We start from the raw sequence: 12,389 nt of genomic DNA on the forward strand, positions 1-12,389 counted from the left end.
CCGAGCGGACCACGAGGTAGACCGCGGCCACCAGGGCGAGAAACTTCAGGACGTACTGGATGACGAACCCCTTTTTGATGCCCCCCTCGAGCGAGAACGCTTTCCCCAGGATCTTCCGGATCATGTAAAAGTTCCCGTAGGCGATCGCCGCGCCGCACGCGGCCCCTGGAAGCATCCGGTACTTCCCGGCGATCACGATCCCGGCAAGGACCACGCCGGCGGAGATGAGGATCTTCGTCTCCAGGGAACGGGACGCGAGGATTCCCGCCCCTTCGCCCTCCCGCGGGGCGTCGGGGTCCGCCACGGTCATCCCTCTCCCGCTCGCGCCGGGCCTGTTACCTTCCACCGGGCTTCCTCTTCTTCTCTTCCTCTTTTTCCTGCTCCTGGCCGGACCGGAGAGCGGCGCGGAAGAGGCTGCGCACCCCCGCGGCGAAACCGATTCCGAGCCAGACCACCGTCATCCAGGGACCGGTCCCGAGCCACTTGTCGAGGTAGTACCCGATGGCCAGGCCGAGGATGACCGCAATGGCCATTTCCAGGCCCAGAGCGCTGTATCGGCCCAGATCCCGGAAGAGTGCTCTACGGTCCTGTTTGTCGGTCATGTCGATAAACCACTGTTGTGTATCACAGTCTCCGGAGGGCCGTCAATCGGAAAACCGATCCGCGCCGGCCCCCCCTCCCCTGCCGCGCACCTCCCGACGGAGTCCTATCCTCGGAGGACCTCCCGCGCCGCCCGGATCGTTTTGTCGAGGTCCTTCCGGGAGTGCGCCAGGGAGACGAATCCCGCCTCGAACTGGGAGGGGGCCAAGTAGATCCCCCGGTTGAGCATCCCGTGGAAATATCTGCCGTAGGCGGCGGTGTCGCTCGTTTTCGCGGTCGCGTAGTCGACGACGGGGCCTCCCTGGAAGAAGGTCGTCCACATCGACCCGACCCGGTTGGTCCAGGTGGGGACGCCCGTCTTCTGGAACACCCCCGTAAGCCCCTCGCCGAGGTAGTCGGCCTTTTCCGCGAGCTTGCGGTAGATGCCTTTCTTCGACAGCTCGGTCAGGGCGGCGATCCCCGCGGCCACGGCAAGAGGGTTCCCCGAAAGGGTCCCCGCCTGGTAGACCGGCCCCTCGGGGGAGAGGGCGGCCATCACGTCGCGCTTGCCGCCGAACGCCCCCACGGGCAGCCCCCCGCCGATGATCTTCCCGAGCACGGTCAGGTCGGGACCGATTCCGAACAGCCCCTGCGCCCCCCCGAAGGCCACCCGGAAGCCCGAGATCACCTCGTCGAAAATGAGAAGGGCCCCCGCCTGGCGGGTGATCTCCCGCAGTTCGTCCAGGAATCCGGGGGCCGGGAGGACCACGCCCATGTTGCCGGGGATCGGCTCGATGATCACGGCGGCGATCTCCCCCCGGTTCCGGTCGAAGAGGCGCCGCACGGAGGCGGCGTCGTTGAATGCGGCGGTCAGGGTGTGCTTCGCCGTGTCCCGGGGGACTCCCGGAGAGTCCGGCTGTCCGAAGGTGAGCACCCCCGAACCGGCCTTGACCAGCATCGAGTCGGCGTGGCCGTGGTAACACCCCTCGAACTTCACGATCTTGTCCCGTCCCGTGTATCCCCGGGCGAGCCGGACGGCGCTCATCGCCGCCTCGGTTCCCGAGGAGACCAGACGGACCTTCTCGATGGAGGGGAATGCCTTCCGGATGAGGCGGGCGAGCGCGACCTCCCCGGCCGTGGGCGCCCCGTAGCTCGTCCCCCGGCCCGCGGCTTTGCGGATCGCGGAGACGATCTTCGGATGGGCGTGTCCGAGGATCATCGGCCCCCAGGAGGAGACGTAGTCGAGGAAGGTGTTCCCGTCCGCGTCCGTCACGGTGGCCCCCGCGGCCTTCGCGACGAACAGGGGCGTCCCGCCGACCGACCGGAACGCCCGAACGGGGGAGTTGACCCCCCCGGGGATCAGTTGCTGCGCCTGCCGGAACAGTTTTTTTGAAATCGCTGTTTTCATCCGGACACTCCTCCTTCGGGACGCCGCACGAACGGGATTTCTTTTACGGATGGCGAATTGTATCCGCTGCCCGGCCGGGGTGTCAAGGGAAGTATCCGCCTGAAAACCAAACGGTTTTTCATCCACCGTAAAACGATATTCTGGTATGACTTGACACGCCCGGAAGCCGGAGTGTACATATAAACATTTAGCGATCGGCCGTGCGAGGCGGGAGGGGATGGCGAAAGGGATGAGCGAAAAAGAGCAGATCGAGAGGGAATTCGGGGTTCTCTGGTCGGGCGGGGAGTCCGTCACCATCGGGGACAGGATCTATACCGCGGTCGAGATGAAAAAGGCTCTCGACCTGTGGGGGGCCGACGTGGTGACGATCGATCTTCAGCCCCTTCCCGATGATCTTTTCGCTTTCCGGTTCTACGACGGGGACGACCGATGCATCGTTGTCTTCGTGCTCGATGCGGAGCTGAACATCGTCAGGGAACTCCGCGCCCATATCGCGGAGTGGCTCGAGGACGAATATTTCAAAAGCGGAATCGAGGCGTTTTTTGCCGACCGGATGGTGGGTCTGCTTCACCGGAAGGTGAAGGGGGAGGAGGGCTAACCGACTTAGCCTCCCCGCCCGTCTTGCGGTTGCCGGAAGGGGTCGCTTCGGCTTCTCCGGGACCGTGTACATAACCACATATTAGGAAGGCCTTCCCCTCGGGAGGGGAAGAATTTCGCCACGCCTTGAAGGAGGTTTCGTTGTCCCTGACATGCTGGGAAAGGACCGTTCGCTCCTCCTCCGCCCCGGGCTCCCCGTCCTCGGATTCCCAGGAGGCGTTCCTCGGGAAGGTGACGCGGCTTCTTGCCCCTTGCGAGGGGTTGGCGGGATGATCGAATCGTACACCGAGCTGGTCCGGCACCGTCTCGAGGACCGCAGCGCCAACATCATGGCGAACCTGGAGAAACTCGGGGAGGGGCACCTCCGGTTCACGATGCGGATCTTCGGGGATTGCCTCGAAGAGGAAGGGCGGGGGAAGCTTCTCAAGGAATACACCGAATACCGGACGGAAAAGGAGCTGCGGGCCTTCGCGAAAGAGTTCATCCCTGCCTACACCGAGTACGCCATCGCGGAGCTGCTGGAGAAAAAGAAGGACGGGGAGCGATTCGTCCCCCCGTACCTCACACAGGAGGAGTACCAGGAGATGGCGGTACGGGAGAAGTGGCCCAAGATCTTGGAATTCCTGGAGGAAGTCCCCCCGCTGCAGCTGCGCCGCGAGGTTGCGCGGATGGGGATGCTCTTCCGGCCGTACATGCTCTCCGACCCCGGCTTCAACGAGGGGGTCCTCGAATTCGCGCTGTATTTCGATCTCCTGGACCGGCTTGCGGGAGTGCAGGCCGGTGATCTGCGCGCCGCCGCCCGCGAGATTGCGCCCTTGGTGGCAAAGGCCGTATCGGCGAAGTCGATCGAGGAGTGCGAAAAGATCCTGCCCCGGATCCGGACCATCGCCGCCCGGATCGCGGGGCTTCCGGCCGACCCGGAGACGCTGCTCGGGCCCGGGATGGAACGATACCCCCGGGAGGCCCCCCCGGGGTGGCACCACAGGGAATTGCGCATGACCCTGGAGACGATGTCGCTCAAGGATCTGCGCCTGTCCGCACTCGTCCACATGGACATCCTGACCACCGAGGAGACCCGGGAGATTGTTTCCCCGTTCATGACCCGGTTCCCTTCCTTTTATGAAATCCCGGGGAACTTCCTTCGGGAGCTGATCCTGGCCATCGCCCAATCCGTATCCGACCGGCTGATCACCTATTTCTTCGACCGGTACTCCACGGGGAGGATGGCCATGACGAAGCCGATCTCCTTCTTCGTGTGGAAGCTTTCGCCCGAGGAGGAGAAATTGCGCCTCCTGCGGGAGGACAACGCCCGGATGGACTCCGCGATGATGGCGCGCCATCTCGCCCGGTTTCTCCACTCCTCCTCCCCCGCGGAACTGGGAGACGCCGGCCGGCAGATCTCGTTCCTGACGAAGGAGAAGTTTATCTCCAACCACGGTTCGATATTGAAAAAGTCGGTCGACGGGCAGGAGGGGGAGGGGGTAAAGAGGCTCTACGACCAGGTCACGGTTGCCGCCCTGCGGATGATGTCTTCCGGGGCGGAGGAAAGACAGGAGAGGTTCGACGCCATCCGCGCGATGATCGCGGAAAACACGGGGATACCGCTCGACACCTTGGGGGAGGAGGAGAACTGACCTATGGCTTTGGAATACATGGAAAAAATCGTGATGTTCAAGGAGACGCCCGAAGGATTGACAACGGAAATGGATTGGCTGCATGAGGCGGGCGACGACGGATGGGAGCTGGTGACGGCCATCCCGCTCATCGCGCCGAACCGCGACGGGATCGCGTACGGCACGGTGGGGAGCCACATGATCCTGAAACGCCTAAAAAAGGTTTCATAAATGGTTTCATCAAGAAAAATTTGCTTGACACGCCCGCGGCCGGGAGGATATAAATAAAACATATTTCTAAAAGCGCAACATCAGACCCGGCAAAAAATCCTGATTTTGTTAGAGTTTTCCCAGTTCCAAAAACGGGGCGAGGCATCATTTTTCGCCTGTACTCTGGGGAAACAGAAAGGGGGGATCCGCGGGGGACGAGGGAGACGCAAGGCGAGAAGCCTACCATGGATGTGCGCACAGCAGTGATTTGCGGAAAGCAGTGCGTTGCAGAAGGGAAAATTTTTAAGGAGGGGGAGAATGGCTGAAAAGTGGCGTACAGAAAAGAAACGGCCGACAATCAAGGTTCTTCCATGGCCCGCCGTGCCGGTACCGACAACCGACGAAGTATACGCCGGCGTGGACGAAAAGAAGAAGGCATATTCCCTGTGGATTGAATCCGCGGTCCGGCAGCAGTTCAACGCGGACAAGCCGGAATCGCTGGACGGACTTCGCGTCCTGGACTGCACGGCGAACCAGATCATCGGCCACTGGTGCTCGTCCCACTTCTCGGAACTGGGGGCCGAGGTCATCATGGTCGAACCGCCGGGCGGCGACCCGTTGCGGAAAAGGGTTCCGTTCGGCCGTGAAGAGTATGCATTCACCGCCGCCAACGGCGAGAAGTGCAGCCCGCGGTTCCTCGCCGAGGCACGGAACAAGCTTTCCGTCACCCTCAACGTGGAGACGAAAGAGGGGCAGGATCTGCTCAAAAAAATCATCCCGCAGGTCGACGTCCTGATCGAAAATGCGGCCCCGGGGCACTTCGACAAGCTGGGGATCGGATACCGCCAGCTCTCGGAAATCAACCCGCGTCTCGTCTACCTCTGGGTGGGAGAGCGCGGCCAGTGGGGCCCGCTCAAAGACCAGCCGGGAGCGATGGACCCGGTCGGGCAGAACGCGATGGGCTTCACCCACGGGACCGGCGCCCCCGTGGCGTTCGGCGGAACGCCGACCCGCTCCGGGTGGTGGCTCGCCGACCAGGTCGGCGGCACCTTCGCCGCGATGGGCGCGATGGCGGCCCTCTTCGCCCGGGAGAGGTTCCTGGGGAAGGGCCAGTTCGTGGAGTGCACGGCGGCCGAAGGCGTCATGCGGATCATCGACTACAACTGGGGCTGGCACGGCATGGACGGCTCCGTCAGGCCCCGCTACGGGAACTGGGACCTGGCGATCAACATCTACGCGGTGAACCCCTGCGCCGACGGGCAGATCATGGTCGGCGGCGGGCACGACCGGCTCTGGTTCCGGATCTGGCGGACCGTAGGGAAAGACAGGCCCGAGCTCGAGCAGCACATCTGCGAGGACCCGAAGCTGCGCGTGGTGACCGACCGGCTTCCTCACTACATGCAGGTCGAGACCTACACCACCATGTGCGACTGGACCAAGGACAAGACCCGGGCCCAGTGCGAGAAGGCGCTCCAGGAAGAGGAAGTGGCTTCCGGAGGAGTCTCCTTCCTCGACGAGGTGTGCGAGTTCCCGCACTACAAGTACCGCGGCCACATCGAGATCTGCGACGACATCAACTACGGGAAAGTCCTCCTCGGAGCGTCCAGCTTCATCGGGATGAACACCCCGGGGCGGATCAAGTGGATCGGCCGCACGGTCGGCCAGGATAACGAGGACGTGTACCGCCGCCTCGCCGGGCTGGACCGCGAGAAACTGAAAGCTCTCAGGAAGGGAGGGGTGATCTAATGACCGCTGCGATCAGCAAAGACGTAAAAGATATGTCGTTCGAGGATTTCTGCCGGGCCGTGTTCGACACCACGAAGCGGTACGACAAGCCCGAGACCCTGAAAGGAATCCGGGCGATCTCCACCACGCAGTACATCCTCGGCCCCTCCTGCGCGAACTACCTGGCGGAGCTGGGCGCCGAGACGATCAAGGTCGAGCTGCCCAAGCGGGGCGAGCCGATGCGGCACACCACGCCGTTCAACGAGCCGTTCCTCTATCCCCTCTCCCGCTGGATGCCGGACAAGGGGACGGGGCTGGGCTTCTTCGGCGCGAACGCGAACGAGTACTTCCTCTCGCTCGACTTCCACAAGCCGGAAGCGATCCAGATCATGAAGCGTCTGGCCGCCAAGTCCGACGTCTTCGCCGAGAACTACCGGGCGGGCACGTTCGACCGGTGGGGGATCGGCGCGCGGCAGCATATGCAGATCAACCCCCGAGTCGTCTATCAGTGGATGGGCGGCTTCGGCGGATGGGGCCCGGGGCGCAACCGTGCCTCCTACGACATCCTCGGCCAGGCCCAGGGCGGCTGCTTCTCGATCACCGGGTGGCACAAGGAATACGGCGGGATGCCCTCCAAGCAGACTATCTGGATCATGGACTACTGGGGCGGCGCCATCTCGGCCTTCAACATCATCGCGTGCCTGTACTGGAGAGACAACGTCTCCGGGAAGGGGAACTTCCTCGAATATTCCCAGGTGCACGGCGCCCAGAGGCACCTGACCGATCTCATCGCCCTCTACGGAAGGACCGGGATCGTCGCCCAGCGGTTCGGAAACTGGGAGCCGCTGCTCTGCGTCCACGGGATCTTAAAGTGCGGGAAGTCGTCGTACCCGAACTCGAAGAACCCGCAGGAGCAGGAAGTGGGTTTCTGCCTCGTCTCGGCGTACAAGGACGAGGACTTCGCGAAGCTGTGCACGATGATCAACCGTCCCGATCTTGCCAAGAAATACCCGACCCACGCCGACCGGGTGGGGGCCGATGCGCAGAGCGCCATCTACCCCGAGCTCGAGAAGTGGGCGGCGGACAAGACGAAAGAGCAGGTCTGGGAGGAGTGCAAGAAGAACGGGCTCGTCTCCCAGCCGGTGTGGAACTCCAAGGAGGTCTCCGCACAGGAGCATTACCACCTCCGGGGGACGCTCGCCTGGATCGACGACCCGACGTTCGGCGACGTCCAGACGCAGGTGCATCCGGCGCTCATGTCGGAGACACCCCCGCGATGCCGCTGGGTCTTCAAGCCGGTCGGCGCGGACAACGAGTATATCCTGGCCAAGCTGTGCGGCTTCAGCGGTTCACACATCGCCGAACTGGAGCAGAAAGAGATCATCTAACGAACCGAAAAGGGGGATACGATGATATTTAAGGATTCTTCACTTCTTCTCCAATGCCCCAAGTGCACGACGATCAACTATCTCGATCCGTTCACGTTCTGGAACTTCAAGGGGAAGATAAAATGCGCCGGCTGCGACGCGATCTGGGAGTACGCGCTCGAGAACGGCCACCGCAAGGGGCCTCCGGTGGAGGGAAAACCGCCCCACGACAAGCTGCCGGGCTTTGCACAGACGACGGACTGGAAGCCGATCACAACGAAGGGGAAGGTGGCCGACGCGCCTCAGGCCCGGGAAGACTTCCAGGGAAAGCCGATCCCGATTACCAAGAGCATCCGCGGGAAAGCCGTTTCCGGTGCGCCGCTTACGACCGAGGAGCTGGTCGGGAGCATTCCGAAGATGTTCTACACAGGCATCTGATCGCTTGACCATTTTTTAGACAGGAGGGGATACCGTGGCAAAAATCGTTCCGAATTGTCAAGGTTGCAAGAACTTCCTCGCGGCCCTCGACCCCGAGATCAGCAAGGTGTACATGGGGGCGTGTTTGAAGCTCGAGTGGCCATACAACATCAACATCCCGAAAGACGACGGGATCGAAGGGGAGTGCGGATTCTACGAAGGACCCGGCCCCGCGACAAAGTAAAAAGATTCTTGAACCGACCGTCGCCGGTCTGGTAGATTAGCGACGCGGCAAATCCACGGCCGCCTTTGGGAAAAATCGGGTGCGGCCGTGGATTTTGCCTTTTTATGCGGCAATTTTCCCAAACACCATTCTGAGAAGGAGGGCATGCAACGATGAAGGTGGAATTCTATTACGACAGCACGGTGCAACCCGGCGCGACGTTCAACACCAACAATGCGAAGGCCGTCGAGCTCGTCAACCAGCTGGCGGCCAAGGGCGTCAACGCCAAGGCCGTTGACTTAAAGGGCGCGCAGGTTGCCTTCATGACGTACAACGCGTCGCTGACGGGCCCGAAGGCGCAGGTGCGCGCGGTGTTCGGCGCGAAGGGCGCGCTCCAGGAAGACTTCGGGAAGACCGTGCCGGCCCTCCTGGTGTTCGAGAAGGATGCGGACCGCTACCCGACGGAGGCATTCCCCCGGTCCGACAGGGATCTGCAGCGTACCCTGAACTGCGAGGAGGCACTCCAGAGGCTTCTGGAGAAAGCGTAAAGATCGGCAAACTCGAGCGGCGGGGAGATGGCCGCGGGGGTCGCGGCCCGGAACCGCCTTACGAAGGAGGGGAGGACGGATGGGGAAAATACCGGAAAGTTACCTGCCGCCGCAGGAGTTGCGGCCCAAGCGGATCTACGCACTTGACGAGTTCAAGAACATCCCGCAGAAGTTCAATTCCACGGAAATTTTGCTCGACCAGACCGCGGCGAAGTACGGCGACAAGGTCGCCGTCTACTTCGACGAGCAGAGGATCACCTACAAGCAGCTCCAGGCGAGCGTCAACCGCGTCGCCAACGGGCTCAAGAAACTCGGCGTCGAGGAGGGGGACCGGGTTTTCTTGCGGGTGCCCAACATCCCGCCGGCCGTCGTCTGCAACTTCGCCGTCATCAAGATCGGGGGTGTTTCCCTGCCCACCTCGGTTCTGTTCGCCCGCACCGAGATCGCCCATGTGGCGAACCTGGCCGAGGCGAAGGTCATGATCGTCGCCGCGGCGATGCTCGGCGAGGTCGAGGCGGCCAAGCCCGAACTCAAAACGGTCAAGACGATTGTCGTGGTCGGCGGCGACGAGAACGAGGTCCGGGCGAAGGGGTACGTTCCGTACGCGGACCTCATGAAGAACCCGGACCAGTGTGAGGCGGTGAAGCGGGACCGGATGGACGTCTCCGTCCTGCTGTTCACCTCGGGGACGACCGGCCTGCCCAAAGGGACGGCGCACTTCATGGAGGAGTCGCTCATCGTCGCCGACGGGTTCGGGAAGCACTGCTGGGAAGTCTCCGACAAGGACGTGATCGGTGGCCCGGCGCCGATCGCCATGGCAGCCGGCTACTCCACCGTGGCGGTCATCCCGTTCCGGTACGGCGCGGCCGTGTCGCTGATCCCCCGGTTCGAGCCGGTGGCAATGGCCAAGAACATCCAGAACCACAAGATCACGATCATGTCGGCCCTTCCCACCGCGTACCGGAAGATGCTGGTCGACATCAACCCGAAGGATTACGACTTCTCCTCCCTGCGGTTCTGCACCGGCGGCGGCGAGGCGCTGACCGGCAAGACGTACCTCGACTGGAAGGAGAAGTTCGGCCTCGAGCTCTACGAGGGGCTCGGGACCACCGAGATGATGTTCGTCTTCATCTCCGCGGCGGTCACCAAGAAGGTCAAGCCGGGATGGATCGGCTCGGCCTGCCCGGGGTACGTCGTGAAGGTCGTCAACGAAGAATTCAAGGAGGTCAAGCCCGGCGAGGTCGGCAAGATGATCGTCCAGGGGCCTACGGGAACGATCTACTGGAAGGACAACGACAAGCAGAAATCGGCGGTGAAGGACGGCTGGTGCCTGGCCGGGGACGTGGTGACGATGGACGAGCTGGGGAACGTCCAGTTCCTCTCCCGGGAGGACGATCTCATCAAGTCGTCCGGCTACCGGATCGGGCCGGAGGAGATCGAGGAGGCGCTGGTCATGCACGCTTCGGTCGCGGACGCCGGCGTCATCGGCGTGCCCGACCCCGTCATGGGGCAGAAGACGAAGGCGTTCGTGGCCCTGAAAGCCGGCGTCAAGCCTACGGAGGAGCTGAAAAAAGAGCTGATCGAGTTCTGCAAGGGAAAGATCGCCGTCTACAAGCTTCCCCGGGAGATCGAATTCATCGACGCGATGCCCCGCACCGCGGTCGGGAAGCTGTTGCGCCGGATGCTGCGCCAGCCGGAGGCCGGTAAGTCCAAGGGGTAGAGCGAGGCTGGGGGGGGACACTCCAGCCGGGGACATTCCTGATTCATCTCCGGGATGCGGGAGAGGAGTGTCCCCGCACATCAGGAGTGTCCCCCGGAAAGCAAGAGGCCCGGCGGCTTGCCAAAAGCCTCCGGGCCGTTTTTCCCTCCGCTTCCTTCTCCTACTCGCCCAGCCACTGTCCCAGGTGGTGCGTGGACGGGACGTTCTCGAGGATGCATTTCGTGACGGCGACGATCGGGATCCCCAGGATGAGCCCCATCCCCCCCCACATCCACCCGAAGAACATGATCGCCACCGTCGCCGCGACCGCGTTCAGCCGAACCCCCTTGCCGACGAGCGTCGGGATCAGGAAGTTGGCGGCCACGAGGTGGAACAGGGAAACGCTCACGAAGATGACGACGATGGGCACTCCCGAGTCGAATGCGACCAGCCCCACGACGAGGGCGGGCAGGAGGGCCAGAGGGAGTCCGAGGTAGGGGATCGTGGAAAGCGTCCCGCTCAGGATCCCGAGGACGGTCCAGTAGGGAAGACCCACGAACAGGAAGACGAGGGTGGTGGAGACGCTTAAGACCCCCGCCACGATCGCGTTTCCGATGAGGAACCGCTGCATCATCCGCTCGATGTCGTAGATGATGGCCCCCGCGATCTCCTGGTGTTCCCCCGGGAAGAGCTCGCGGGTTTTCCGGGAGAGCGCCTCCTTTTCCGCGAGGATGAAGTAGACCAGGAAAGGGATGAAGGAGAGGGAGAAGATGATCGTCGTGACCGACCCGAGGCCGTGGAAGACGGCATCGGACCAGGAGTTCCCCCCGCGGAGGACGACTTCGGTCCCCTTCTCGGCGGCCGACCCGGGCGGCGGGGCGATGCTCCTTCCCGCCTCGCTCAGGGTCTCCGTGATCTGATGGATCCGGTCGATGATCCCCTCCACCAGCGGGGCGTTCCGGATCTGGTCGACGAGGATCGGCAGGTCGGTGAAAAACTGCTGCATGCTCCGGTAGAGGAGGTAGAAAAGCCCGTAGAGGAAGGCGATCGCAAAAAACCCGACGACCATGCTGGACACCCTCCTGCCGATCTTCGCCTTCCGGCAGAAGAACTGGACGAACGGCTCCAGCGCGAGGGCGATCAGGGCCGAGGAGAGAATGGTGATGAACACGGACGAGGCGAAATAGAGGAGGGCGATCACGCCGAGGGTGGCCAGAAGGGTCAGGCTCGCCCCTGTTGCTCGGTCCAGCGAGATTCTCCGCATGGGAATACTCTACCCTTTTTCCCCCTCCGCCACACCCGCATTTTGTGATATGAATGCCGGAAACGGTGCAAATGCGGGAGGGAAAAGGAAGGGACCATGGCCACCGTTTCCCACTCCATCGAGATCCGGGTCCGGTTCGGCGAGACCGACCCGTACGGCGTGGCGTACTTCGCCGCCATCCTCGACTACTTCAAGAGGGGAATGGACGAGTTCCTCCGGTCGCGGGGACTTTCCCCCGACGGCGTCTACCGGAACGTCCGGAGGAGTTTCGGCTTCCCCGTGATCGCGACCCAGTGCCGGTACCGGTCCCCCGTGCGGTTCGACGACCTGCTCACCCTGCGGACCCGGGTCGTCCGGGTCGAGGAGAAGGGGGCGACGTTCGGGTTCTCCCTTTTCCGGACCGTGGAGGGGAAGGACCTCCTCGCCGCGGAAGGGAAGATCTCCTGCCGATCGATCGACGCCTCCTGGAAGCCGATCCCCATCCCGAAGGACCTCAAGAAAACGCTGACCGGCTAGGCGGCTTCCGCTTGCCCGCCTCCGGTGGAGGGCCCCTGGCTCGCGGGGGGCTTCCGCATCCGCTACGCTCACGACCTTGCGGCCGCTCGCTGCCGGTTCCGCTCGACGCAAGTTCTTCCTCGCTCCACAGGCCGCTCTGCGGAACCCCCCGCATCGCCCCGGGTCCCCGGTCCCGGAAATGCGGTCAGCGGCGCAGCAAGCCGAAGGAGGAGGGGCGCAGTGA

14 protein-coding genes are annotated in these 12,389 nt (G+C 63.1%); 10 read left to right on the forward strand and 4 right to left on the reverse strand.

Annotated elements, in window-relative coordinates; translation table 11 throughout:
- The 3 genes from VJ307_04105 to hemL form a co-directional block, all read right to left on the reverse strand.
- Nucleotides 1-346, reverse strand: a 346-nt coding sequence (locus tag VJ307_04105; protein HJX73319.1) for a hypothetical protein, incomplete at its 3' end; no start/stop codon positions are given.
- Entirely contained in the window at nt 336-602 is a 267-nt protein-coding gene (locus VJ307_04110) for an AtpZ/AtpI family protein (GenBank protein HJX73320.1), read from the reverse strand. The genes VJ307_04110 and VJ307_04105, both read right to left, overlap by 11 nt.
- Nucleotides 603-706: 104 nt before the next feature.
- The gene (hemL, locus tag VJ307_04115) at nt 707-1,987 is read right to left on the reverse strand and encodes a glutamate-1-semialdehyde 2,1-aminomutase (protein HJX73321.1); all 1,281 of its coding nucleotides are present in this window, start codon (nt 1,985-1,987) and stop codon (nt 707-709) included.
- A 217-nt stretch (nt 1,988-2,204) separates the two neighbouring features.
- Here hemL and VJ307_04120 point away from each other — a divergent pair, with 217 nt between their 5' ends.
- From VJ307_04120 to VJ307_04160, 9 genes are all read left to right on the forward strand, one after another.
- The gene (locus VJ307_04120; GenBank protein HJX73322.1) at nt 2,205-2,585 is read left to right on the forward strand and encodes a hypothetical protein; all 381 of its coding nucleotides are present in this window, start codon (nt 2,205-2,207) and stop codon (nt 2,583-2,585) included.
- A gap of 268 nt (nt 2,586-2,853) precedes the next feature.
- Complete coding sequence (locus tag VJ307_04125; GenBank protein ID HJX73323.1) at nt 2,854-4,218, forward strand: hypothetical protein; 1,365 nt, start codon at nt 2,854-2,856, stop codon at nt 4,216-4,218.
- A 3-nt stretch (nt 4,219-4,221) separates the two neighbouring features.
- Nucleotides 4,222-4,428 (forward strand): hypothetical protein, encoded by a 207-nt coding sequence (locus VJ307_04130; GenBank protein HJX73324.1) that lies wholly within the window; start codon nt 4,222-4,224, stop codon nt 4,426-4,428.
- 360 nt (nt 4,429-4,788) lie between these two features.
- The gene (locus VJ307_04135) at nt 4,789-6,153 is read left to right on the forward strand and encodes a CoA transferase (protein HJX73325.1); all 1,365 of its coding nucleotides are present in this window, start codon (nt 4,789-4,791) and stop codon (nt 6,151-6,153) included.
- The gene (locus VJ307_04140) at nt 6,153-7,520 is read left to right on the forward strand and encodes a CoA transferase (GenBank protein HJX73326.1); all 1,368 of its coding nucleotides are present in this window, start codon (nt 6,153-6,155) and stop codon (nt 7,518-7,520) included. The genes VJ307_04135 and VJ307_04140 overlap by 1 nt, the downstream gene beginning before the upstream one ends.
- A 21-nt stretch (nt 7,521-7,541) precedes the next feature.
- Nucleotides 7,542-7,937: a hypothetical protein gene (locus VJ307_04145; GenBank protein HJX73327.1), complete on the forward strand. Its 396-nt coding sequence runs from the start codon at nt 7,542-7,544 to the stop codon at nt 7,935-7,937.
- Between the two features lie 34 nt (nt 7,938-7,971).
- Nucleotides 7,972-8,160 (forward strand): hypothetical protein, encoded by a 189-nt coding sequence (locus VJ307_04150; GenBank protein HJX73328.1) that lies wholly within the window; start codon nt 7,972-7,974, stop codon nt 8,158-8,160.
- A gap of 152 nt (nt 8,161-8,312) precedes the next feature.
- Complete coding sequence (locus VJ307_04155; protein ID HJX73329.1) at nt 8,313-8,687, forward strand: hypothetical protein; 375 nt, start codon at nt 8,313-8,315, stop codon at nt 8,685-8,687.
- A 79-nt stretch (nt 8,688-8,766) separates the two neighbouring features.
- Nucleotides 8,767-10,407, forward strand: a complete 1,641-nt coding sequence (locus VJ307_04160) for an acyl-CoA synthetase (protein HJX73330.1) — start codon at nt 8,767-8,769, stop codon at nt 10,405-10,407.
- A gap of 160 nt (nt 10,408-10,567) precedes the next feature.
- On the opposite strand, the gene VJ307_04165 is transcribed toward VJ307_04160, so the two are convergent.
- Entirely contained in the window at nt 10,568-11,650 is a 1,083-nt protein-coding gene (locus VJ307_04165) for an AI-2E family transporter (protein HJX73331.1), read from the reverse strand.
- Between the two features lie 96 nt (nt 11,651-11,746).
- Here VJ307_04165 and VJ307_04170 point away from each other — a divergent pair, with 96 nt between their 5' ends.
- Complete coding sequence (locus tag VJ307_04170) at nt 11,747-12,166, forward strand: thioesterase family protein (protein ID HJX73332.1); 420 nt, start codon at nt 11,747-11,749, stop codon at nt 12,164-12,166.
- Nucleotides 12,167-12,389 lie beyond the last annotated feature (223 nt).

The sequence above is a fragment of the Candidatus Deferrimicrobiaceae bacterium genome (assembly GCA_035256765.1).
In the GTDB taxonomy this organism is placed as follows: domain Bacteria; phylum Desulfobacterota; class Deferrimicrobia; order Deferrimicrobiales; family Deferrimicrobiaceae; genus CSP1-8.